Below are 22,938 nucleotides of genomic sequence, written 5' to 3'. Positions count from 1 at the left end.
GCTAGGAGAACAAAACCACGTGTCGGCGCGGTTGCACGGGTGTGAACGCGCGCATGAATGCGCGTGCCGCCGCGCACGCGACGCGGCGGCGGGCGAGTCTCAGCTCTCGCTGCGCGCGAGCTTGCGCTCGCGCCGGTGCATCAGCACGCCGGCCACGCTGACCCCGATCGCCACCAGCACCACGATGATCGTGGTCAGCGCGTTGATCTCCGGGGTGACGCCGAGCTTGACCTTGGAATAGACCAGCATCGGCAGCGTGGTCGAGCCGGGGCCGGAGGCGAAGCTGGCGATGACCAGATCGTCCAGCGACAGGGTGAAGGCGAGCAGCCAGCCGGCCAGCAGCGCCGGCGCGATCAAGGGCAGGGTGATGACGAAGAACACCCGCCACGGTTTCGCGCCCAGGTCCATCGCCGCCTCTTCCAGGCTGGCGTCCATCGAAGTCATGCGCGAGCGCACCACCACGGTGACGTAGCACGCGGTCAGGGTGATGTGGGCCAGGGTGATCGTGGTCATGCCGCGCTCGGGCCAGCCGAACAACTGCTGCAGGCCGACGAACAGCAGCAGCGAGGACAGGCCGAGCATCACGTCGGGCATCACCATCGGCGCCGAGTTCATCAGGCTGAGGATGCCGCGCCCCGGGAACTTGCCGAAGCGCGACAGCGCCAGGCCGCTGGCGGTGCCCAGCGCGACCGCGGCGGTGGCCGAGATCGCGGCGATGATCAGGCTGCGCTGCGCCGCTTCGAGGATCTGCTCGTTGCGCGCCAGCGCCGCGTACCACTGCAGCGAGAACCCGCCCCAGGTGGTGGCGCGGTCGGAGCCGCTGAAGGAATAGACGATCACCGAGACGATGGGCAGGTACAGGAACGCATAGCCCAGCGCCATCATCGTGTACAGCGCGAACGGCCGCCGCTTCACGACTGCGCCTCGCGCGCGACGCGGCGGCCTTTATCAACTCTGTTCTCGATGTATTCGAACAACAACGTCGGCAGCACGATCAACAGCAGCATCGCCACCGCGATCGCCGCCGACAGCGGCCAGTCGCGGTTGGTGAAGAACTCGGTCCACAGCACCCGGCCGATGGTCAGCGCGTCGGGGCCGCCGAGCACGTCGGGAATCACGAACTCGCCGACCGCGGGAATGAACACCAGCAGGCTGCCGGCGAGGATGCCCGGGAACGACAGCGGCAAGGTCACCCGCCGGAACGCCTGCCACGGCTTGGCGCCGAGGTCGGCGGCGGCTTCCAGCAAGGTGAAGTCCAGGCGGATCAGGGTCGCCGCCAGCGGCAGGATCATGAAGGGCAGGTAGTTGTAGGTGATGCCGATGTACACGGCGAGGTTGCTGTGCAGCACCGCCTGGCCGGGTTCGAGCACGCCCAGGCCGGCCAGGGTCTGGCTCAGCCAGCCGTTGGCGCGCAGCAGGCCGATCAGCGCATAGGTGCGCAGCAGCGAGCTGGTCCAGAACGGCAGGATCACCAGCACCAGCAGCAACAACCGCCACAGCCGCGGTGCCCGGGCGATGCCGTAGGCGATCGGATAGCCGAGCAGCAGGCAGCACAGCGTGGACACGCCGGCGAACAGCAGCGACTTCAGGTACGCCGCCACGTACAGCGGATCGGCCAGCAGCGCGGCGTAGTTGGCCGCGTGCAGGCGCAGGGTGGTGGCGCCGTTCTCGGCGGTCTCCAGCAGCGGCGTGTACGGCGGCACTTGCCCGAACACCGACTGGGCGAAGCTGATCTTCAGCACGATCAGGAACGGCACGCAGAAGAACAGCGCCAGCCACAGCATCGGGATCGCGGTGACCAGGAAGCGGCCGCGACGGGTGCGGAATTCGTCGCCTACGGCGCGGAACCACCCGAAGAGGTTATAAACCACATCCGCCCAGAACCCCCAAATCCCCGAGCCGCGCCGGTGTTGGCTCACGCTCACCGCAGCCCCCTCACGTCTTGACGACCGCAAATCCCCAGGCCCCGCCGCTGTCGCGCGCTCACGACGTCAACACCACAGCGCTCGCCGCATCCCACGACAGCCACAACGTATCGTCCCAGTCGTAATGCGGCTGCGAACTGCGCGCCACATGCGTCTCCTGCACCCGCAGCACCGCGCCGGCCTCGGTCTGCACGTGATAGATCGACACGTCGCCCAGGTAGGCGATATCGCGGACCTTGCCCATCACCGCGTTGTCGAAGCCCTCGGGTTTGGTCTCGTGCACGTCGATCTTCTCCGGCCGCACCGCGATGCCGACCGCGGTGCCTTCCGGCAGCGGATCGGGATGGCGCGCGAGCAGTTCGCCGCCGACCCCGTCGCACTGGATGCGCAGGTCGCCGTCGCCGTCGTGGCCGAGCACGCGTCCTTCGAGCAGGTTGATGCCGCCGATGAACTCGGCGACGAAGCGCGTGGACGGGTATTCGTACAGCACCGCCGGGGTCGAGACCTGGACGATGCGGCCGGCGTCCATGACCGCGATGCGCGAGGACATGGTCATCGCTTCTTCCTGGTCGTGGGTGACCATGATGAAGGTGGTGCCGACGCGCTCCTGGATGCTCACCAGTTCGAACTGGGTGTGTTCGCGCAGCTTCTTGTCGAGCGCGCCCAGCGGCTCGTCGAGCAGCAACAGCTTGGGCTGCTTGGCCAGCGCGCGCGCCAGCGCCACGCGCTGGCGCTGGCCGCCGGAGAGCTGGTCGGGCTTGCGGTTGCCCAACTGCGGCATGCGCACCAACTCCAGCATCTGCTGCACGCGGTCGCGGATCTCGCCGGCGCCGGGCCTGGCGCCGCCGCTGGAGTGCTTGAGGCCGAAGGCGATGTTCTGCGCCACGCTCATGTGCGGGAACAGCGCATAGCTCTGGAACATCATGTTGACCGGCCGCTCGTACGGCGGCAGGTCGGTGACGTCGATGCCGTCGATCAGCACCCGGCCGCGGTCGGGCGATTCGAAACCGGCCAGCACCCGCAGCAGGGTGCTCTTGCCCGAACCCGAACCGCCGAGCAGGGCGAAGAACTCGCCGCGGTAGACGTCCAGCGAAATGTCGTCGCAGGCGTAGACCTTGCCGAAGGTCTTGGTTACGCCTTCGATGCGCACGAACGGCTGCGCGGCGGGATCGCGCCAGGGTTCCAGCGCTGGGCTGCGGGCGGGGACGCTCACGCGCTCAGTGCCCGCTCTTGATGCTGGTCCACGCGCGCACGCGCTGGCGCTGCACGTCCTCGGGCAGCGAGCGCGGATCGACCAGCTTGGCGCGCACGTCCTCGGGCGGGTACACGCCCGGGTCCTGGGCGATGGCCGGATCGATCAGCGGCGCGGCGTCCTTGTTGGCGCTGGCGTAGGCGACGTGGTTGCTGATCGCCGCGGCGACCTTGGGATCGAGCAGGTAGTCGATGAAGGCGTGGGCGTTGCCGGCGTGCTTGCTGTCCTTGGGGATCGCGATCACGTCGACCCAGCGGATCGCGCCTTCCTTCGGGATCACGAAGCGCAGGTTCGGCGCCGGCTTGCCGGCCTTCTTGGCCGCGTCGAACGCGGCGGTGCTGGCCTGGGCGATGTCGCCGGAGTAGCCCATCACGATGCAGGCGTCGCCGTTGGCGAAGGCGTCCTTGTATTCGGCGTTGTTGAAGGTGCGCACGAACGGGCGGATCGCGGCGTAGACCTTCCTGACCGCGTCGATCTCGTCGGCGGCGCCGGCGTTGGGATCGCGGCCGAGCCAGATCAGCGCCGCGCCGAAGGCTTCCTGGTCGTCGTCGAGCACGGTGATGCCGCACTTGCCGAGCTTGGCCGCGTTGGCCGGATCGAACAGCAGCGACCACGAGTCCAGCGGCGCGTTCTCGCCGAGCGCCTCCTTGATCTTGTCGACGTTCAGGCCCAGGCCGGTGGTGCCCCACATGTACGGCACCAGGTGTTCGTTGCCCGGGTCGATCGAGGCGAGGTTCTGCAGCAGCTGCGGGTCCAGGTGGCTCCAGTTCGGCAATTTGCTCTTGTCGAGCTTGGCGTACATCCCGGCCTTGACCTGACGCTGGGCGAACGGGCGCGCCGACGGGAATACTGCGTCGTAGCCCGAGGCGCCGGCGCTGAGCTTGCTTTCCAGGGTTTCGTTGGCGTCGTAGACGTCGTAATTGACCTTGACGCCGGTGGCCGCCTCGAAATTCTTGACCGTGTCGTCGGCGACGTAGTCCGACCAGTTGTAGACGTTGAGCACCTTCTCCTCGGCGCCGGGCTTGCCCGCGGGGGCGTTCGCGTCGGCGGCGGGCTTGCCGCCGCAGGCGGCGAGCATGAGGACGGCGCAGGCGAGCGGGGCGAGGCGCAGGGTCACGGGAATCTCCTGGAAAGACGGGCGGCCCGCCGCGGACGCAACGGGGGCGGGGCGTTGGCGGGGATGTTCGGAAACGGGCCGCGCGGTGTCAACGGATTATGCGATCGCCCAGGTCTACGCGGCGTTCGCGCGGAATTCGCGCGGCTGCGGCGCGGCGCGAGGGCGTCGAGGCGGCGGGATCGCGATCCGGGCGCGTCGGGGCGGACCCTGCCGGCACGGCGCCGGGCAGCGCCGGGCCAGACTGCGACCGGCGTCGGCCGATCGCCGCGGCCGCGGCCCTGGTTGGCGCGCGCCGCGGCGCGACGTGCGGTATCGTCGCGCTCCGGTCCGCCGGTCCATGCCGCCGCAGCCGCGGACCGGCCCCGTGCCGGCACCGTTGCGGCCCGCCGCCGATCCGCCATTCCGTCGTCGTTTCGCGCGCGCCGCCGCGTCCCGCCAGGGCGTCGCGCCGCATGTTTTCCAGGGAGATTCCAGATGTCCGACCGCCGCCCGCAACCGCGCCTGCGCGCCCCGCAACTGCTGCTGGCCGCCGCCCTGGCGGTGGCCGCGCCCTGGGCCTGGGCCCAGGAGGGCGGCGACAGCGAGCGCGACTGGAACGTCCGCGGCGGCGTCGTCGCGATGAGCGACTACGTCTGGCGCGGCGTCTCCCAGACCCAGGAAGACCCCGCCTTGCAGGCCGAGATCAACCTGGAACACCGCAGCGGCTTCTATGCCGGCGCCTGGGTGTCGAGCATCGACTTCACCGCGCCGGGCGAAGACAGCGACGGCGTGCACTACGAACTCGACGGCTACCTGGGCTGGTCCGGCGAACTGCGCCCGGGCCTGGAACTGGACGTGGTCCTGACCCGCGCCGCGTACCCGGGCGCCAAGCGCGGATACGACTACGACTACACCGAACTGGAAGGCACCTTGAGCTTCGCCGAGCACTACCACGTCGGCCTGGCCTATTCGCCGGATATTTTCGGCCTGGGCGGCAAGGGTTACTACTGGAACGTGGGCGGCGAGTGGCCGCTGGGCGAGAGCGGCTTCGGGCTCAAGGCCCAGGTCGGTTACTACGACCTGCAGGACCCGCTCGGCGACAGCTACAACGATTACTTGTTGGCGCTGACGCGCGAATTCGGGCCGTTCCATGCCGAGTTGCAGTACACCACCACCTCGAGCTACGGCCCGAAGATTTCCGAAGGCCTGGACGACAAGAAACTGGCCGACGACAAGCTGGCCGTGCTGGTGGGCTGGACGTTCTGATCCGCGCACGGCGGCGCGCGACCCGCGCAAGCCGCCGAAGCTCCTGTAGGAGCGACGCAAGTCGTGACCGCGCCAGATCGACTACGGCGAAAGTTGCGTCGCAGTTGCGTTCCCGCGGTCGCGGCTCGCGCCGCTCCTACAGTCGGATACGTACCTGCCGAAGCCCTTGTAGGAGCGCCGCGAGTCGCGACCTCGCCAGATCGATTACGGCGAAAACTCCGCCGCAGCCGCATCGGTGCAGCCGCGCCGCGCACCTCACCGCTCCAGCTTGCGCCCGCACACCTCGCTGACCAACCCGCGCAGCCACGCATTCGCCGGGTCCGCCTCGCTGTTGGCGTGCCAGTACAGATGCAACTGCGCCGCCGGCAGCGCGAACGGCAGCTTCAGCCGCGCCAGCGCGCCGTCCGGCGCGATCCGCGCGGCCAGGCTCTCGGGCAGGGTCAGCAGCGCGTCGGACTGCGCCGCCACCGCGCAGGCGGCGTGGTAGCTGCGGCAGCGCAGCGCGATGTCGCGCTGCAGGCCCAGGTGCAGCAGCGCCAGATCCTCGATCACTTGCCCGGTGGCGCGCGCCGACACCGCCACGTGCCGCGCCTGCAGGTACTGCTTCAGGGTCATGCGCCGCGCCAGCGGATGATCGGCGCGCGCGACCACGCAGAAACCGTCCTCGAACAGCGGGCGGTGGCGCACCGGGTCGCGCACCGGCAAGGCCACGTCCACCGCCAGGTCGACCTGGCCGGCGGCCAGCTCGCGGCCGAGATCGCGCCGCGGCAGGGCCACGCTGGCCAGGGTCGCGCCCGGCGCCTGCGCGCGCAGCGCGCGCATCAGCGCCGGCAGCAGCACGGTCTCGGTCGCCTCGGGCATGCCGATGCGGAACGACTGCCGGCTCGATCCCGGCTCGAATCGGTCGCGGTGCTGCAGCAGCTCGCGCAGCCGCGCCAGGGTCTCCAGCAGCGGCGGGGCGAGCCGCTGGCAGGCCGAGGTCGGGCTCATGCGGCGGCCGTCGCGCACGAACAGCGGGTCGTCGAACTGGCGCCGCAGCCGCGCCAGCGCGTGGCTGACCGCCGACGGCGTCAGGTACAGCGCCTGCGCGGCGAGGCTGAGGTTGCGTTCGCGATAGACCGCCTCGAACACCTTGAGCAGGTTGAGGTCGAGCTGCTCGCTGCGGGTATGAATCTGGTTCATGCACAGACGTTAGCAAAGATCACTTCATTCATGCCGGCCGCGCGCCTAGGATGAATCGGCCGGGACGTCCCGGCGTCCGGAGCCGTCCGCATGGACTTCGCCCCCAGCGCGCGCAGCCAGGAATACCTGCAGCGCCTGCACGCCTTCATCGATCGCCACGTCGCGCCGTTCGACCCGGTCTACCGGCGCGAGAACGCCGAGCTCAACGCCGGCGCCGACTGGCGCGGCTGGCGCGTGCATCCGCGCATCGCCGAGCTCAAGGCGCTGGCGCGCGAGGCCGGCCTGTGGAACCTGTTCCTGCCCGACGCCGAACTCGGCGCCGGCCTGTCGCTGCTGGAGTACGCGCCGCTGGCCGAGGCCATGGGCCGCTACGAGTTCTGCGCCGAGATCTTCAACTGCAACGCGCCCGACACCGGCAACATGGAAGTGCTGTACCACTACGGCAGCGAGCCGCAGAAAGCGCGCTGGCTGCGGCCCTTGCTCGACGGCGCGATCCGCTCGGTGTTCTGCATGACCGAGCCGGAGGTGGCCTCGTCGGACGCGACCAACATGCGCGCGCAGATCCGCATCGAAGGCGACGAGATCGTCGTCGACGGCCGCAAGTGGTGGTCCACCGGCATCGGCCATCCCGATGCGCGGGTCGCGATCTTCATGGGCCTCACCGACGCCGACGCCGCGCCGCACGCGCGCCACGGCATGGCCCTGGTGCCGCTGGACGCGCCGGGCGTGCGCATCGAACGCATGCTGCCGACCTTCGGCGAGTACGACCCGCCGTACGGCCACGGCGAGGTCAGTTTCGATAACGTGCGCCTGCCGCTGGATCATCTGATCCAGGGCCCGGGGCAGGGCTTCGCCATCGCCCAGGGCCGACTCGGCCCGGGCCGCATCCACCATTGCATGCGCGCGATCGGCGCGGCCGAGCGCGCGCTGGAGCTGCTGATCCGCCGCGGCGCCGGGCGCGAGGCCTTCGGCCAGCCGATCCTGCGCCTGGGCGGCAATCTGGAACGGGTGGCGCAGGCGCGCATGGCCATCGACCAGGCGCGCCTGCTGACCTTGTACGCTGCGTGGAAGATCGAACGTTTCGGGGTCAAACAGGCGATGAGCGAAATCTCCGCGATCAAGGTGGTCGCGCCGAACATGCTGCAGGAGATCGTCGACCAGGCGATCCAGATCCACGGCGGCGCCGGCGTCAGCCACGACACGCCGCTGACCGGCCTGTTCGCGCTGGCGCGCGCGCTGCGCATCGCCGACGGTCCCGACGAGGTGCATCGGGCGATGGTGGCGCGGGTGGAACTGGCCAAGTACGGCATCGGCGGCAAGCGCGAGGCGGCGGCATGAGCGCCGGGCAACGCGTGTTCGTCACCGGCGGCGCCTCGGGCCTGGGCCGGGCGCTGGCCGAAGGCTATGCGCGCGAAGGCGCGCGGGTGCTGATCGGCGACGTCAACGCCGCGCGCGGCGAAGAGGCCCTGGCGGCCTTGCGCGCGCTGCAGCCCGAAGCGCATTACCTGCATTGCGACGTGACCCGCGAAGAAGACCTGCAGGCCGCGGCGCAGTGGATGCAGGCGAACTGGGGCGGTGCCGACCTGGTCATCAACAACGCCGGCGTCGCCGACATGGGCCCGGTCGAGGCGATGCCGCTGGCCGACTGGGAATGGATGGTGCAGATCAACCTGCTCGGGGTGGTGCGCGGCTGCAAGGCCTTCATCCCGATGCTCAAGCGCCAGCGCGGCGGCGCGCTGCTCAACATCGCCTCGATGGCCGGACTGGTGCATCCGCCGTTCGCCGGCGCCTACAACGCGACCAAGGCGGCGGTGGTGGCGCTGTCGGAAACGCTCAAGGCCGAACTCGAACCCGACGGGGTGCGCGTCGCCGTGGCCTGCCCGGCGTTCTTCCGCACCAACCTCGGCGAAAGCCTGCGCACCCGCGATCCGCGCTATGCGCGCTGGATGAAGAAGCTGGTCGACGAATCCAAGATCGACGCCGACTCGGTCGCGCGATCGATCCGCGAGGGCGTGGCGCGCGGCGAGTTCCGCATTCTCACCCATCCGGCGGCCAGGCGTTTCTGGCTGCTCAAGCGGCTGCTGCCGTATCGCCTGTACGAGGCGGCGATGCGCCGCGCCGGCGGTCGCGGGCGCGCGCGCTCGCAGCCGGCCGACGGGCCGCGCTCGGCATGAGCGCGGCGGTCCGCGACGATGCGCGTCCGGTGCGCGCCGGCGAGGAACTCGACGCCGCCGCAGTCGACGCCTGGCTCAAGCCGCGCCTGCCGCATCTGCAAGGGACGCCGGAGATCGCCCAGTACGCCGGCGGCGCGTCGAACTGGACTTATCGCCTGCGCTACGCCAACGACGACCTGATCCTGCGCCGCCCGCCGGCCGGCAAGAAGGCCAAGTCCGCGCACGACATGGGCCGCGAATTCCGCATCCAGCAGGCGCTGAAGCCGGTGTTCGCGTTCGTGCCGCGGATGCATGCGCACTGCGACGACGAGTCGGTGATCGGCGCGGAGTTCTATGTGATGCAGCGCCTGGACGGGCTGATCCTGCGCAAGAACCCGCCGGCCGGTTTCGATCTGTCGCGCGAGCGGGTGGCCGCGCTCGCGCACAACGTGCTCGACACCTTGGTCGCATTGCACCAAGTCGATTACCGCGCCGCCGGTCTCGACGGGCTGGCGCCGGGCGCGGGTTACGCCCAGCGCCAGATCGCGGGCTGGAGCAAGCGCTACGGCGACGCGCGCACCTGGAACGTTCCGCGCGGCGGCAAGATCATGGCCTGGCTGCGCGAGAACCTGCCGCAAGAGGAAATCATCCGCCTGACCCACAACGATTTCCGTTTCGACAACGTCGTGCTCGACCGCGACGATCCGACCCGGGTGATCGGCGTGCTCGACTGGGAACTGGCCACGCTCGGCGATCCGCTGATGGACGTCGGCAACCTGTTGGCCTATTGGGTGCAGGCCGACGACGACTTCATCGCCCGCGACACCCGCCGCCAGCCGACCCATCTGGCCGGCATGCCGAGCCGGCGCGAGGTGATGGACTACTACAGCCAGCGCACCGGCTGGCGTCCGCGCAGTTGGGCGTTCTACGAGGTCTACGGCCTGTTCCGGCTCTCGGCGATCGCCCAGCAGATCTATTACCGCTATCACCACGGCCAGACCCGCAACCCGGCGTTCAAGCGCTTCTGGCTGTCGGTGAACTACCTGCACTGGCGTTGTCGCCGGGCGATCGCGCGCGCGGAGCGCGGCGCATGACCACGACTCTGCACTTGATCCGCCACGGCCAGGCCGCGTTCGGCGCCGCCGACTACGACCGACTCAGCGATCTGGGCCGCGAGCAATCGCGCCTGCTCGGCGTCGCGTTGGCGCCGCTGGCTAGCGAAGGCGATCTGGCGATCTGCGGCGGCATGCGCCGGCATCGCGAGACCGCCGAGGAATGCCTCGCCGCGATGTTCGTTCGCGACGATACGCCCGCCGCCGCGCGGGCAAGCGCCTCTCGCGCTGGCGAGAGAGGGATTGGAAGGAATGCCCCCACTTGCGACGAACGCTGGAACGAGTTCGACCACGTCCAGATCCTCGCCCGGCATCGCCCCGAGTACGCCGATCATGCCCGCTTGAGCGCGGACCTGCGCGCCCAGTCCGATCCGCACCGCGCGTTCCAGACCTTGTTCGCCGCGGCGATGCAGCGCTGGGCCGGCGGCGAATTCGACGGCGACTACGACGAACCGTGGCCGGCGTTCCGCGCGCGCTGCACCGCCGCGCTGCAGGCCGCCGCGGCGCAGGCCGGCGGCGCGCGCAACGTCTGGATCTTCACCTCCGGCGGGCCGATCGCGACGGTCGTGCAATCGCTGCTCGACGCGCCCGACGCCCAGGCCCTGCGCCTGAGCTGGACCCTGGTCAACGCCAGCCACACCCAGGTGCACGCCGCCCGCGGCGGCCTGCGCCTGTCCACCTTCAACGGCCACGCGCACCTGCACGCGCGCGACGGCCTGATCACCTACCGCTGAGGCCGACCGTCATGCGCAAGCGCATCCTCATCACCGGTGCCAGTTCCGGCCTGGGCCGCGGCATGGCCCGCGAATTCGCCGGCCTGGGCCGCGACCTCGCCTTGTGCGCGCGCCGGCTCGACCGACTGCAGGCGCTCAAGGCCGAACTCGAAGCCGCGCACCCCGGCATCCGCGTGGCCGTGCGCAGCCTGGACGTGACCGACCACGACGCGGTGTTCCGGGTGTTCGGCGAACTGCGCGACGAACTCGGCGGCCTCGACCGGGTCGTGGTCAACGCCGGCATCGGCCAGGGCGCGCCGGTCGGCAAGGGCCAGTTCGCATTGAACCGCGCCATCGTCGAGACCAACTTCCTCGCCGCGCTGGCCCAGTGCGAAGCGGCGATGGAGATTTTCCGCGCGGCCGGGCAGGGCCACTTGGTGCTGATTTCCTCGATGAGCGCGATGCGCGGCCTGCGCGGCGGCCTGACCGCCTACGCCGCGAGCAAGGCCGGCGTGGCCGCGTTGGCCGAGGGCATCCGCACCGACATGCTGCGCAAGCCGTCGATCCGGGTGAGCACGGTGTTTCCCGGCTACATCCGCACCGAAATGAACGACGGCGCGCCGGCGGCGCACACGCCCTTCATCATCGACGAAGTCACCGGCTGCCGCCTGCTGGCGCGGGCGATCGAGAAGGAGCCGAACAAGGCCTACGTCCCGTGGTGGCCGTGGGCGCCGTTGGGATGGTGGATGAAGCGCGCGCCGTTGTCGTGGGTGGCGCGGCTCAACTGAGCTGGCACAACACTTCGCGGGTCTTGTAGGCCCGGCGCTAGCCGCGACGACGAATCATCGATTGCGATCGATTGCGATGCAGCTTGCATTGTCGCCGATTTGTCGTGGTCGCGGCTTGCGCCGCTCCTACAGGGGCTTCGGTCGGTATGAACGCCGCCACTTGCCGTCATTCCGGCGAAAGCCGGAATCCATTTCGATCTTGCCGTTGCCGTTGCTATTGCCTTTGCTTGTGCTCGCCCTTGAGCGCGATGCAGTAGCTCCGCAGCCCCGGAGGGCGTGCGCATGGATGCGCACGCGCGCCATGGGGCAGGATGCCCCTTATGGCGCGGCCCCGCGCCACGACGAGCCCTAGTGGCTCTTGATTCGAAAAAGATAAGGCCCTTTCTTTGGTTACTTTCTTTGTGGCTTAAGACAAAGAAAGTGACCCGGCCGCTTGCGGACGGAAGCCCTTGATCTTCGCTTGTCGTCACAAGTACGCACACGCAAAGAAGAACTCCACCGCGGCACGCCCCCCTGTAGGAGCGGCGCAAGCCGCGACCGTGCCATCGCAGCGAGGGCGAAAGTTTCGTCGTAGTTGCGTTGGCGCGGTCGCGGCTCGCGCCGCTCCTACAGTCGGGTACGCACCCCCTCGCCCGTCATTCCGGCGAAAGCCGGAACCCATGTTGACGTTGCTGCTGCTTTCACCATTATCGATGTTTTGTGTGACGACAAGCCACCATCAACAGCTTTCGTCCGCAAGCGGCCGAGCTACTTTCTTTTGTCAGCGCGACAAAAGAAAGTAGCGCTGGTCTCTAACCTCAAGTGCATCACCTCAGTGAGGCACTGTGAATGGGTCAGCAGTATTCGCATCTGAGCGCAGAAGAGCGCGGGGCCATCATGGTCTTGATCGCCCAAGGGGCGAGCGGACGGCAAATCGCCCAGACGTTGGGTCGGGCGCAAAGCACAATTGCTCGCGAGTTGCGCCGTAATGGGTTTCGGTCCCATTCGGGGCCGCCGCTGCGCGGACGCCCTCGTTTCGACCCTGGCTACGATGCGACCCGGGCGGGCCGGCGGGCCCAGCGACTGCGGCGACGGGCGCGGGTGCGCCGCAAGCTGCGACGCGACACCGTGCTGTGGCGACGCGTGCGCTATTGGCTGGAACGGTGCTGGTCGCCGCAACAGATTGCCGACAAACTGCGGGATCTGTACCCGGACCGGCCCTGGCTGCGCGTGTCGCACGAAACGATCTATACCGCGATTTATGCGATGCCGCGCGGCGAATTGCGCCGCCAGGTGACCCGTCTGCTGCGGCAGGGGCGCAAGTCCGGCCGCCGCACGCGCCAGGGAAGCGACGCCCGCGGCCATCTGCCGGATCTGCCCAACATCCGCCTGCGGCCGCCGGCCGCGCATGAGCGCCTGATGCCGGGGCATTGGGAGGGCGACCTGATCGTGGGCGCGCACAACCGCTCGGCGATTGGGGTATTGGTCTGCCGCCGCACCTTGTACGTCAAGCTGGTCAAGCTCGCCGACGCGACCGCGCACACGGTGCTGGAGGCCTTCAGCTCGGCGTTCGAAGGCGTGCCGGAAAGTTTGAAGAAGACCTTGACCTACGACCAGGGCAAGGAAATGGCATCGCATCGGCAGTTGAGCGAACGCACTGGTTTAGCGATCTACTTCGCCGACCCCCATAGCCCGTGGCAACGCGGAACCTGCGAAAACACCAACGGCTTGTTGCGGCAATACTTTCCCAAGGGCACCGATCTGTCGGTGCATTCTGCGCAGCGCCTCAAAGAGGTGGCGTGGGAAATGAACAACCGCCCCCGCCGTAGCCTGGGCAGGCGCTCGCCCGTCGAGGTGCTCTATGAGGAACTCAAAAACCCGCGGGCGCAGGGTGATGCACTTGGACATTGACTCCGCCAACCAAAGAAAAACGCTTGTTTAAGGTCAAAAGACACTGAGTCCAGCACCCGGCGCGGGGCTGCGCCATAAGGGGCATCCTGCCCCATGGCGCACGCGCGCATCCATGCGCGCGCCCTCCGGGGCTGCGGAACGTGGGCCTCGGGCGGGGTTGCGTCCAAGCTAAAAGCAAACGGCCACAGCAACAGCCAACGGCAAAATCAAAATGGGTTCCGGCTTTCGCCGGAATGACGGAGCGGGGAAGTGGAGCGGGGCAGATGAAGAGCGGAGTAGATGAAGAGCAAAGCAACTACGCGCGCCCGGCCCCGCTGCCCTCGCAACACTCCGCCGCCAAGTCCTGCAGGATCGGGCAATCCGGCCGGTCGTCGCCATGGCAGCGCCGCGCCAGATCCTCCAGCGTGCGTTGCATCGTCTGCATCTCGCGGATCTTCTCCGCCAGCTCCGAGGCATGGTCCAGCGCCAGCCGCTTGACCTCGGCGCTCTCGCGCGAACGGTTGTCCCACAGCCCCAGCAAGGTCTCGATCTGCTTGATCGAAAACCCCAGCGAGCGCGAGCGTTTGATGAAGCGCAGCCGGTGCAGGTCGGCGTCGCTGTACAAACGGTAGCCGGCGACGCTGCGCCCGGCCTCCGGAATCAGGCGGATGCTCTCGTAGTGGCGGATCATCTTCGCGCTGACTCCGCTGAGCTGGGCGGCCTCGCCGATGTTGTGCAGGCCCTCGGCCTTGGCCTGGGCCAGTTCGGGCGCGGTTGCGTGGCGGCTCATCCGTAGGGGGCTCCTGATCGAACGGGCGCTGGCGTTCATGCCGGCTTCCAGCGGCGCAGCAGCAGAGTATTGCCCAACACGCTGACGCTGGAGAACGCCATCGCCGCGGCGGCGAACACCGGGTCGAGCAGGCCGAACGCGGCCAGCGGGATGCCGACGACGTTGTAGCCGAACGCCCAGAACAGGTTCTGGCGGATCTTGCGGGTGGTGCGGCGGGAAATGGCGATGGCGTCGGCGACCAGGGTCGGCTCGGTGCGCATCAGGGTGATGCCGGCAGCCTGCATCGCCACGTCGGTGCCGCTGCCCATGGCGATGCCGACGTCGGCCGCGGCCAGCGCGGGCGCGTCGTTGACGCCGTCGCCGACCATCGCCACCGCGCCGCCGCGGGCCAAGTCGGTCACCGCCGCGGCCTTCTGCTCGGGCAGCACGTCGGCGCGCACGTCGTCGATCCCGAGCTGTTGCGCGATCGCGTTGGCGGCGCCGGCGTGGTCGCCGGAGATCATCGCCGTGCGCAGGCCCAGCGCGTGCAGCCGGGCGATCGCCGCGCGCGCGCCGGGCCGCGGCGCGTCGCGGAAGGCGAGCAGGCCCAGCACCTGCGGCGCGGCGCCGAGGCGTTCGCGCACCAGCCACGACACGCTGTGGCCGTTATCGCCCAGAGTCTGCGCCTGTTCGCGCAGCGCGCCCAACTCGGCGCCGGCTTCCTCCAGCATGCGCGTGCTGCCCAGCGCCAGCGCTTCGCCGCCGACGTTGCCGCGCACGCCGCGGCCCGGCACCGCGCGCACCTGGGCGGCGCCGAGCGGCGCGGCGCGTTCGGCTGCGGCGGCGACCAGCACCGCCTTGGCCAGCGGATGCTCGCTGCCCGACTGCAGCGCGGCGGCGCGCGCGAGCAGGCCGGCGCGATCGCCGTCGGCGGCGATCCATTGCGCCAGCACCGGCTTGCCCTCGGTCAGGGTGCCGGTCTTGTCGAAGGCGACGATGGCGATGCGGTGCGCGGTCTCCAGCGCTTCGGCGTCCTTGATCAGGATGCCGTGGCGCGCGGCCACGCCGGTGCCGGCCATGATCGCGGTCGGCGTGGCCAGGCCCAGCGCGCACGGGCAGGCGATCACCAGCACCGCCACCGCGTGCAGCAGCGCCTGGCTCCAGTCGCCGCTGTAGACGCCCCAGCCGATCAAGGTCAGCAGCGCCAGGCCGATCACCACCGGCACGAACACTGCGCTGACCCGGTCGACCAGGCGCTGGATCGGCGCCTTCTTGGCCTGCGCGTCCTCGACCAGGCGGATGATCCGCGCCAGCGCGCTCTCCGCGCCGACCGCCAGGGTCTCGACCACGATCCGGCCCTCGCCGTTGACCGCGCCGCCGGTGACCGTGTCGCCTTCGCCGCGCGCCACCGGCAGCGATTCGCCGGTGATCAGCGATTCGTCGGCGTGGGTGCGGCCTTCGCGGATGCGGCCGTCGGCGGGAATGCGCTCGCCGGGCAGGACCACGACGCGGTCGCCGACCTGCAACTCGGCGATGGCGATCTCGCGTTCGATCCCGTCCTTGAGCACCCGCGCCCGCGCCGGCCGCAGCGCCTGCAGCGCGCGGATCGCGGCGGTGGTCTGGCGCTTGGCCCGCGCTTCCAGCCACTTGCCGAGCAGGATCAGGGTGATGATCGCGGCCGAGGTCTCGAAGTACAGCGCCATCGTCTCGCCGCGCAGCAGGTGATACAGGCTCAGGCCGTAGCCGGCGCTGGTGCCCAGCGCGACCAGCAGGTCCATGTTGCCGCTGCCGGCGCGCAGCGCCGCCCAGCCGGCGCGGTAGAAGCGCGCGCCGAGCCAGAACTGCACCGGCGTGGCCAGGGCGAACTGGACCCAGCCCGGCGGCATCCAGTGCTTGCCGAACAGCAGGCCGATCATCGGCGCGACCAGCGGCAGGGTCAGCGCCGCGGCGAGCAGCAGGTGGCGGGTCTGGCGAGACAGCGCGGCCTGGGCCTGGGCTTCGCGCGCGTCGATGCGGCCGGCGTGGGCGGGATCGCCGGCGGCGTCGGCCGGCGCCGCCGAACCGCCGCCGCCGTCGCCCGGGCCGTCGCCGCCCGGCAGCTGCGCGCGATAGCCGGCGCGGGCGACCGCGTCGATCAGCGCCGCCGGCTCGACCGAACCCAGCGCCTCGACCCGGGCGCGCTCGGTTGCGAGGTTGACCGTGGCCGCGATCACCCCGGGCACCGCGCGCAGCGCCTTCTCGATCCGGCCCACGCACGAGCCGCAGGTCATGCCGGTCACTTCCAGGGTGGTCTCGCGGGTCGGCACGGTGTAGCCGGCCGCGGTCACCGCGGCGACGATCTCGGCCGGCCCCAGCGGCGCCTCGTAGGCCACCTCGGCGCTCTCGGTGGCGAGGTTGACGGTGGCCTCGGCGACCCCGGGCAGGGCGCGCAGGGCCTTCTCGATGCGGCCGACGCAGGAGCCGCAGGTCATGCCGGCGACGTCGAGCCGCAGGCGCTGCAAGGCGGTGGAGGGAAGGGCGGTAGCGTTCATGGACGAGTCCTGGTTGGCTGACGCCGCACAGGTTGGGGCTTACCATGATGGTAAGGTCAAGGTTGATCGCGCGGCGTGAGCCGGCCCCGCCCGGATCGGCCCGCCCGGATCGGCCGGTTCGGGACGAATCGGTGCTCAAGGGCGCTGAAGGGTTCAGTCGCACCGGCCGCGACCGCCCGGCCGCAGGCTGGCCGGTGCCACAATCGCCCCCATATCCACACGACCCCCGCATCGCCCTTCGGCAGGCCGCTCGCCATGGCCCCAGACGCCAATCCCGCCCACCCCGCGCTCGACGCCTTCCATCCCGCGATCGCCGCGTGGTTCCGCGCCGCGTTCCCGGCGCCGACCCGCGCGCAGGAACTGGCCTGGCCGAACATCCGCGCCGGCCGCAACACCCTGGTCGCCGCGCCGACCGGTTCGGGCAAGACCCTGACCGCATTCCTGGCCGCGATCGACGCGCTGGTGCGCGAAGGCCTCGAACACGGCTTGAGCGACGAAACCCGCGTGGTTTACGTGTCGCCGCTGAAGGCGCTCTCCAACGACATCCACCTCAACCTGGACGCGCCGCTGGCCGGCATCGCCGAACGCCTGCGCTCCATGGGCCTGCCCGACCCGGGCATCCGCACCGCGGTCCGCACCGGCGACACCCCGGCCGGCGAGCGCACCGCGATGCGCAAGCGCCCGCCGCACATCCTGGTGACCACGCCGGAATCGCTGTACGTGCTGCTCGGCTCCGAATCGGGGCGGGCGATGCTGGCGAGCGTGCGCTCGGTGATCGTCGACGAAATCCACGCGGTCGCCGACGACAAGCGCGGCAGCCACCTCAGCCTGAGCCTGGAACGCCTGCGCGAACTGTGCGCGCGGCCGCCGGTGCGGATCGGCCTGTCGGCGACGCAGAAGCCCATCGACGAAGTCGCGCGCTTCCTGGTCGGCAGCGACGCGGTCGGCGCCGACGGCGCGCCCGATTGCGCCATCGTCGACATCGGCTACGACAAGCGCCGCGACCTCGCCCTGGAGCTGCCCGGTTCGGCGCTGACCGCGGTGATGTCGCACGACCAGTGGGACGAGGTCTACCAGCGCGTGGCCAAGCTGGTCGGCGAACACCGCACCACCCTGGTGTTCGTCAACACCCGGCGCATGGCCGAGCGCGCGGCGAAGCACCTCGGCGACCGGCTCGGCAAGCAGGTCGTGGCCGCGCACCACGGCAGCCTCTCGCGCGAACTGCGCCTGGACGCCGAACAGCGGCTCAAGCGCGGCCAGCTGCGGGTGCTGGTGGCGACCGCGTCGCTGGAACTGGGCATCGACATCGGCGACGTCGATCTGGTCTGCCAGCTCGGCTCGCCGCGCGCGATCGCCGCGTTCCTGCAGCGCGTCGGCCGCGCCGGCCACCACGTCGGCGGCGTGCCCAAGGGCCGCCTGTTCCCGTCCTCGCGCGACGATCTGGTCGAATGCGCGGCGCTGCTCGACAGCGTGCGCCGCGGCGAACTCGATGCCTTGCGCATTCCGCCGGCGCCGCTGGACGTGCTGGCGCAGCAGATCGTCGCCGAAGCGTCGATGCGCGACTGCGGCGAGGACGAGCTGTTCGCCTGCGTGCGCCGCGCCTGGCCGTACGTGCGGCTGGAGCGCGCGCAGTTCGACGCGATCGTGCGCATGCTCGCCGACGGCTTCGCCACCCGGCGCGGGCCGCGCGCGGCTTACCTGCACCGCGACGCCGTGCACCGGCGCCTGCGCGCGCGGCGCGGCGCGCGCATGACCGCGGTGATGTCCGGCGGCACGATTCCCGACACCGGCGACTACGCGGTGGTGCTGGAGCCCGAGGCGACGGTGATCGGCAGCGTCAACGAGGACTTCGCGGTCGAGAGCCTGGGCGGCGACGTGTTCCAGCTCGGCAACGCCAGCTACCGCATCCTGCGGGTCGAACCGGGCCGGGTGCGGGTCGAGGACGCGCAAGGCCAGCCGCCGAACATCCCATTCTGGCTCGGCGAGGCGCCGGGCCGAACCGACGAGCTTTCGCACAGCGTCTCGCGCCTGCGCGCGGCCGCCGGCGCGGCGTTCGAGCGCGCCGGCGACAGCGCCGGCGCGGCGCGACTGCTGGCCGACGAGTTCGCGCTCGACGCCGCCAGCGCGCTGCAGCTGGCCGATTACCTCGGCCGCACCCGCCAGGCGCTGGGCCTGGTGCCGACCCAGGACGTGCTGGTGTTCGAGCGCTTCTTCGACGAATCCGGCGGCACCCAGCTGGTGATCCATTCGCCCTACGGCAGCCGCATCAACAAGGCCTGGGGCCTAGCGCTGCGCAAGCGCTTCTGCCGCAAGTTCAACTTCGAACTGCAGGCGGCGGCGACCGAGGACGCGATCGTGCTGTCGCTGTCCACCAGCCACAGCTTCCCGCTCGAGGACGTGGCGCGCTATCTGCATTCGGCCTCGGCGCTGGACGTGCTGATCCAGGCGCTGCTCGACGCGCCGCTGTTCGGCGCGCGCTGGCGCTGGGTCGCGACCACCGCGCTCGCGTTGCCGCGCTTCGCCGGCGGCAAGAAGGTCGCGCCGCAGTTGCAGCGGATGAAGAGCGAGGACCTGCTGGCGACTGTGTTTCCCGATCAGGTCGCCTGCGCCGAAAACCTGGCCGGCGAGCGCGAAGTGCCGGAGCATCCGCTGGTCGAACAGACCTTGCGCGATTGCCTGTCCGAGGCGATGGACAGCGACGGCTGGCTGCGCATGCTGCGGCGGCTGGAGGCCGGCGAGATCCGCGTGGTCGGCCGCGACGTCACCGGCCCGTCGCCGATCGCGGCCGAAGCGCTCAACGCCAAGCCGTACGCCTTCCTCGACGACGCGCCGATCGAAGAACGCCGCACCCAGGCGGTCATGGCGCGCCGCTACGGCGACGCCGACAGCGCCGACGATCTCGGCCGGCTCGATCCGCAGGCGATCCTGGCGGTGCGCGAGGAGGCGTGGCCGGAGGTGCGCGACGCCGACGAAACGCACGAAGCGCTGATGGGGCTGGGCTTCGTCGCCGCCGAAGAAGCCGATGCGCACGGTTGGGACGGCTGGCTCGGCGAACTCGCGGCGAACGGCCGCGCGACCGCGCTGCGCCTGCGCAGCGACGATGCCGCGCCGGCTTGGTGGATCGCCACCGAAAACCTGCCGCAGGCCATGGCGCTGTTCGCGCAGGCCGCGGCCGCGCCGGCGGTGCGGGTGCCGCGGGAATACGCCGACGTCGAATGGACCGCCGAGACCGCGCTGGTGGAACTGCTGCGCGCGCGCCTGACCGGGCTGGGGCCGACCACCGCCGCGCGCCTGGCGGGCGATGCGCGGCGCGAGCCGTCCGAGGTCGAACTGGCGCTGCTGCGGCTGGAATCGGAGGGCTACGTCATGCGCGGCCGCTTCGAGCCCGAGAGCCTGCTCGGCGGCGACGAACAATGGTGCGAGCGGCATCTGCTCGCGCGCATCCATCGCTACACGGTCGGCCGCCTGCGCCGCGAGATCGAGCCGGTGGCGCCGCGCGACTACGCGCGCTTCCTGTTCGACTGGCAGAAGCTGTCGCGGACCTCGCGCATGAGCGGTCCGCAGGCGCTGCAGGCGGTGCTGGCGCAGCTGGAAGGCTTCGAAGCCCCGGCCTCGGTGTGGGAAAGCGAACTGTTGCCGGCGCGCATCGGCGATTACGAATCGGCCTGGCTCGACGAATTGTGCGGCGCCGGCCGGATCGCCTGGGCGCGGCTGCGCCCGTGCAACGCCAGCGCCGACGCCGGCGCCGAACCGGCGGTGCCGCAAGGCGTGCCGAGCGTGCGCCAGACCCCGATCGTGCTGCTGCCGCGCCGCGCGCTGGCGGACTGGCAATGGGCCGCCGGCCGCAACGCCGACCCGGCACCGGTGTCCTCGCGCGCGCAGCGCGTGCTCGACGCGCTGGCCGCGCGCGGCGCGTCGTTCTTCGACGAACTCGAACGCTCCGCGCACCTGCTGCGCACCGAACTGGAAGAGGCGCTGGGCGAGTTGGTGGTGCGCGGGCGCATCACCTGCGACAGCTACGCCGGCCTGCGCGCGCTGCTGGTACCGCCGTCCAAGCGCGCCGGCGGCCACGGCCAACGCCGCCGCCGCGCGCTGCTGACCGAACTGTCGGACGCCGGGCGCTGGTCGCTGACGCGGCCGGACGAGGCGTCGCCGGCCGGTCCGGCGCAGGCCGATCAGGCGCAGGCGTCGGCAGCCGCCGAATCGGTCGAACACATCGCCTGGCGCCTGCTCGAACGTTACGGCGTGGTGTTCTGGCGGCTGATCCAGCGCGAGGCGGCGTGGCTGCCGCCGTGGCGCGACCTGCTGCGGGTGTACCGGCGGCTGGAAGCGCGCGGCGAGATCCGCGGCGGTCGTTTCGTCAGCGGCATGACCGGCGAACAGTACGCGCTGCCCGATGCGGTGGCCGCGTTGCGCCAGGTGCGCCAGCGCGAACGCGACGGCGACATCGTCTGCGTGTCGGCGGCCGATCCGCTCAATCTCACCGGCGGCGTGCTCGCCGGGACCAAGGTGCCGCGCATTCCCGGCGCGCGCATCGCCTTCCGCGACGGCGTCGCGGTGGCGAGCCTGCTGGCCGGGCAGGTGGAGTGGATCGAGGAACTGCCGGCGGACGCGCAGCGCGAGGTGCAGCGGCTGCTGCAACGGCGTCCCGGCGGCGCCGCCGCGGCGGCCGATACGCGCATCGATGAAGTCATGCGCCATCTGGGCTTGAGCGTTCGCTGAGGCGACCGGCGGCGCAATCTGAGCGGTTCAGCGCTGAACCGCGACGCAGTTCCGTCGTGACGGCAAACGATGTGAAGCGGCGCGGCGCGGATGCGCGCAATCGCGCTGCGTCGCGGCGATTGGACGCAATCGCATTCATCGTTGCGCCGCATTCGTTAGCGCGAACATGAACGCGAAAACAATGCGCTTGCGCTGTATCGACACCCTCTTCGCGCGGCACGGTGGCATGGTGTCCGACGGGGGCCGTGATCGAAGCGAAAGCGCGAACGCGCACGCGGAAACCGACGACGCGTCCGCACTCTTGTTCGCAGCATTCGCCTCCCGCACCGGCGCGACGGATCGGTACGCGCGCCGCCTTCTTCGAGGAACCGCAATGCGCCTGGAACCCCTGCAAAGCGCCAGCCAACGCCGCTCCGCCGCCGCCCTCGCGCCGGTCGACGCCGCGCCTTCGCCGATGTCGCCCGACGCGATCGACCTGGACTCGGAACTGAGCTATTGGCGCGCCAACTACCGCTTGCTGTTCGGACGTCCGGGCTTGCGTTTCAGCGACTACGAGCCGGCGGTGAAGCTCGGCCTGGATGCGTACGTGCGCGGCCAGGTCGAAGACTGGCCGGAACTGGACGAACAGCTGCGCGACCGCTATCGCCGCGTGCACGGCGCCTCGCGCCTGGACTGGGACGATGCGCGCGCGGTGGCCGTGGCCGCCTGCGAACGCATCCAGCGCGAGCGCGGACGGCGGTGAGCGCGCTGCGCCGCGGCTTCGAGCGCGGCGCCAAGGCGGCGTCGCGATTCGCCGGCCACCCGCTGTGCTTCGGCCTGGCGGTGGCGGTGGTGGTGGCCTGGGTGGTGTCGGGGCCGCTGTTCGGTTTCTCCGACACCTGGCAGTTGGTGATCAACACCGGCACGACCATCGTCACCTTCCTGATGGTGTTCCTGATCCAGAACTCGCAGAACCGCGATGCCGCGGCGGTGCAGATCAAGCTCGACGAACTTATCCGCGCGACCCGCTCGGCCGAGAACGCGCTGCTGGATCTGGAAGAGCTCGACGAGGATGCGCTGGAGCGCTTCCGCAAGCGCTATGAGGACCTCGCATGCAAGGCGCGCGATGAAGCCCGGCGGCGCGAAGCCGACGGTGGCGCCGATTCGCGGCGCGATGCCCGGGAGCGACACCGGGCCGAAGAAAAGCGCGAACTGCGCGACATGAGCGAAGACCGCGGACACCGGCGCGGCGCCGGGCTCGACAACTAACGGTCCCCGCTGTTTGTGGGAGGGCCTTCAGGCCCGACGCTCTCCGCTCCGGTCGCAGTGATCGGAGCGGAGAGCGTCGGGCCTGAAGGCCCTCCCACATGGGTTATCGGTTGCCCATTCACGCCGTCCTCCAGGATTACTCGGCCATGACGCCGCGCGCATGAACCCGCGACCTCGCCTTAACGCCTCGCAGGTCGGCGCTTAACCCGCTGCCCGCTAGCGTGTAATCCGACAACACGCGACACATTGCCTGCGGCGAACGTTGCTCGCAGCAATCGCGCCCTCCACCGGACCGGGCGATCCGGCCCCACG

The 22,938-nt window shown here is 70.5% G+C and carries 18 protein-coding genes and 1 pseudogene; 11 read left to right on the top strand and 8 right to left on the bottom strand.

Going from position 1 to position 22,938, the window contains the following annotated elements; all coding sequences use genetic code 11:
- Nucleotides 1–99 precede the first annotated feature (99 nt).
- The 4 genes from JHW41_RS13715 to JHW41_RS13700 all read right to left on the bottom strand — a co-directional run bounded on the left by JHW41_RS13715 (nt 100) and on the right by JHW41_RS13700 (nt 4,294).
- The gene (locus JHW41_RS13715) at nt 100–885 is read right to left on the bottom strand and encodes an ABC transporter permease subunit (RefSeq protein WP_078995746.1); all 786 of its coding nucleotides are present in this window, start codon (nt 883–885) and stop codon (nt 100–102) included.
- A 26-nt stretch (nt 886–911) separates the two neighbouring features.
- The gene (locus JHW41_RS13710) at nt 912–1,784 is read right to left on the bottom strand and encodes an ABC transporter permease subunit (RefSeq protein WP_250451022.1); all 873 of its coding nucleotides are present in this window, start codon (nt 1,782–1,784) and stop codon (nt 912–914) included.
- A 199-nt stretch (nt 1,785–1,983) separates the two neighbouring features.
- Entirely contained in the window at nt 1,984–3,138 is a 1,155-nt protein-coding gene (locus JHW41_RS13705; protein ID WP_057947465.1) for an ABC transporter ATP-binding protein, read from the bottom strand.
- A 4-nt stretch (nt 3,139–3,142) separates the two neighbouring features.
- Entirely contained in the window at nt 3,143–4,294 is a 1,152-nt protein-coding gene (locus tag JHW41_RS13700) for a polyamine ABC transporter substrate-binding protein (protein ID WP_197414844.1), read from the bottom strand.
- Nucleotides 4,295–4,768: 474 nt separating this feature from the next.
- On the opposite strand from JHW41_RS13700, the gene JHW41_RS13695 reads away from it, so the two are divergent.
- Entirely contained in the window at nt 4,769–5,539 is a 771-nt protein-coding gene (locus JHW41_RS13695; RefSeq protein ID WP_250442657.1) for a TorF family putative porin, read from the top strand.
- 255 nt (nt 5,540–5,794) lie between these two features.
- Here JHW41_RS13695 and JHW41_RS13690 read toward each other — a convergent pair whose 3' ends face one another.
- A complete protein-coding gene (locus JHW41_RS13690) occupies nt 5,795–6,721 on the bottom strand; it encodes a LysR family transcriptional regulator (protein ID WP_250442655.1) in 927 nt (308 codons plus the stop codon).
- A gap of 90 nt (nt 6,722–6,811) precedes the next feature.
- On the opposite strand from JHW41_RS13690, the gene JHW41_RS13685 reads away from it, so the two are divergent.
- The 6 genes from JHW41_RS13685 (at nt 6,812) to JHW41_RS13660 (ending at nt 13,377) form a co-directional block, all read left to right on the top strand.
- A complete protein-coding gene (locus tag JHW41_RS13685) occupies nt 6,812–8,059 on the top strand; it encodes an acyl-CoA dehydrogenase family protein (RefSeq protein ID WP_078995683.1) in 1,248 nt (415 codons plus the stop codon).
- Nucleotides 8,056–8,895: an SDR family oxidoreductase gene (locus JHW41_RS13680; protein WP_250442654.1), complete on the top strand. Its 840-nt coding sequence runs from the start codon at nt 8,056–8,058 to the stop codon at nt 8,893–8,895. The genes JHW41_RS13685 and JHW41_RS13680 overlap by 4 nt, the downstream gene beginning before the upstream one ends.
- Nucleotides 8,892–9,968: a phosphotransferase family protein gene (locus JHW41_RS13675; protein WP_250442652.1), complete on the top strand. Its 1,077-nt coding sequence runs from the start codon at nt 8,892–8,894 to the stop codon at nt 9,966–9,968. Before JHW41_RS13680 ends, JHW41_RS13675 begins: the two co-directional genes overlap by 4 nt.
- Nucleotides 9,965–10,720, top strand: a complete 756-nt coding sequence (locus tag JHW41_RS13670) for a histidine phosphatase family protein (protein WP_250442650.1) — start codon at nt 9,965–9,967, stop codon at nt 10,718–10,720. Before JHW41_RS13675 ends, JHW41_RS13670 begins: the two co-directional genes overlap by 4 nt.
- Before the next feature lie 11 nt (nt 10,721–10,731).
- Nucleotides 10,732–11,487, top strand: a complete 756-nt coding sequence (locus tag JHW41_RS13665) for an SDR family oxidoreductase (RefSeq protein WP_250442648.1) — start codon at nt 10,732–10,734, stop codon at nt 11,485–11,487.
- An 828-nt stretch (nt 11,488–12,315) separates the two neighbouring features.
- Nucleotides 12,316–13,377 carry an IS30 family transposase gene (locus JHW41_RS13660; RefSeq protein WP_057945874.1) on the top strand — a complete coding sequence of 354 codons (1,062 nt, stop codon included), beginning with the start codon at nt 12,316–12,318 and terminating at the stop codon, nt 13,375–13,377.
- A 295-nt stretch (nt 13,378–13,672) separates the two neighbouring features.
- Here the strand turns inward: JHW41_RS13660 and cueR are convergent, their stop codons facing one another.
- Both cueR and JHW41_RS13650 read right to left on the bottom strand, forming a co-directional pair.
- The gene (gene cueR, locus JHW41_RS13655; protein ID WP_250442646.1) at nt 13,673–14,146 is read right to left on the bottom strand and encodes a Cu(I)-responsive transcriptional regulator; all 474 of its coding nucleotides are present in this window, start codon (nt 14,144–14,146) and stop codon (nt 13,673–13,675) included.
- 35 nt (nt 14,147–14,181) lie between these two features.
- Nucleotides 14,182–16,656 carry a heavy metal translocating P-type ATPase gene (locus tag JHW41_RS13650; protein ID WP_250442644.1) on the bottom strand — a complete coding sequence of 825 codons (2,475 nt, stop codon included), beginning with the start codon at nt 16,654–16,656 and terminating at the stop codon, nt 14,182–14,184.
- 255 nt (nt 16,657–16,911) lie between these two features.
- Here JHW41_RS13650 and JHW41_RS13645 point away from each other — a divergent pair, with 255 nt between their 5' ends.
- The 3 genes from JHW41_RS13645 to JHW41_RS13635 all read left to right on the top strand — a co-directional run bounded on the left by JHW41_RS13645 (nt 16,912) and on the right by JHW41_RS13635 (nt 22,626).
- Nucleotides 16,912–21,378 (top strand): DEAD/DEAH box helicase, encoded by a 4,467-nt coding sequence (locus JHW41_RS13645; protein ID WP_250442642.1) that lies wholly within the window; start codon nt 16,912–16,914, stop codon nt 21,376–21,378.
- Between the two features lie 373 nt (nt 21,379–21,751).
- Nucleotides 21,752–22,120 carry a hypothetical protein gene (locus tag JHW41_RS13640; protein WP_250442640.1) on the top strand — a complete coding sequence of 123 codons (369 nt, stop codon included), beginning with the start codon at nt 21,752–21,754 and terminating at the stop codon, nt 22,118–22,120.
- Between the two features lie 5 nt (nt 22,121–22,125).
- Nucleotides 22,126–22,626, top strand: coding sequence for a low affinity iron permease family protein (locus tag JHW41_RS13635; RefSeq protein ID WP_284499546.1), 501 nt, complete (start codon nt 22,126–22,128; stop codon nt 22,624–22,626).
- Here the strand turns inward: JHW41_RS13635 and JHW41_RS27010 are convergent.
- Nucleotides 22,623–22,724: a DUF6053 domain-containing protein gene (locus tag JHW41_RS27010; RefSeq protein WP_428995544.1), complete on the bottom strand. Its 102-nt coding sequence runs from the start codon at nt 22,722–22,724 to the stop codon at nt 22,623–22,625. The two genes, JHW41_RS13635 and JHW41_RS27010, sit on opposite strands and share 4 nt — an antisense overlap.
- Here JHW41_RS27010 and JHW41_RS27005 point away from each other — a divergent pair.
- A pseudogene (locus tag JHW41_RS27005) lies at nt 22,681–22,776 on the top strand (hypothetical protein); the annotation flags it as partial. The gene JHW41_RS27010 and the pseudogene JHW41_RS27005 overlap by 44 nt on opposite strands.
- Between the last annotated feature and the right edge of the window lie 162 nt (nt 22,777–22,938).

Source organism: Lysobacter enzymogenes, assembly GCF_023617245.1.
Taxonomy (GTDB): domain Bacteria; phylum Pseudomonadota; class Gammaproteobacteria; order Xanthomonadales; family Xanthomonadaceae; genus Lysobacter; species Lysobacter yananisis.
Note: the sequence above shows the minus strand (reverse complement) of the source record. Positions and strands in the feature narration are given on the sequence as shown.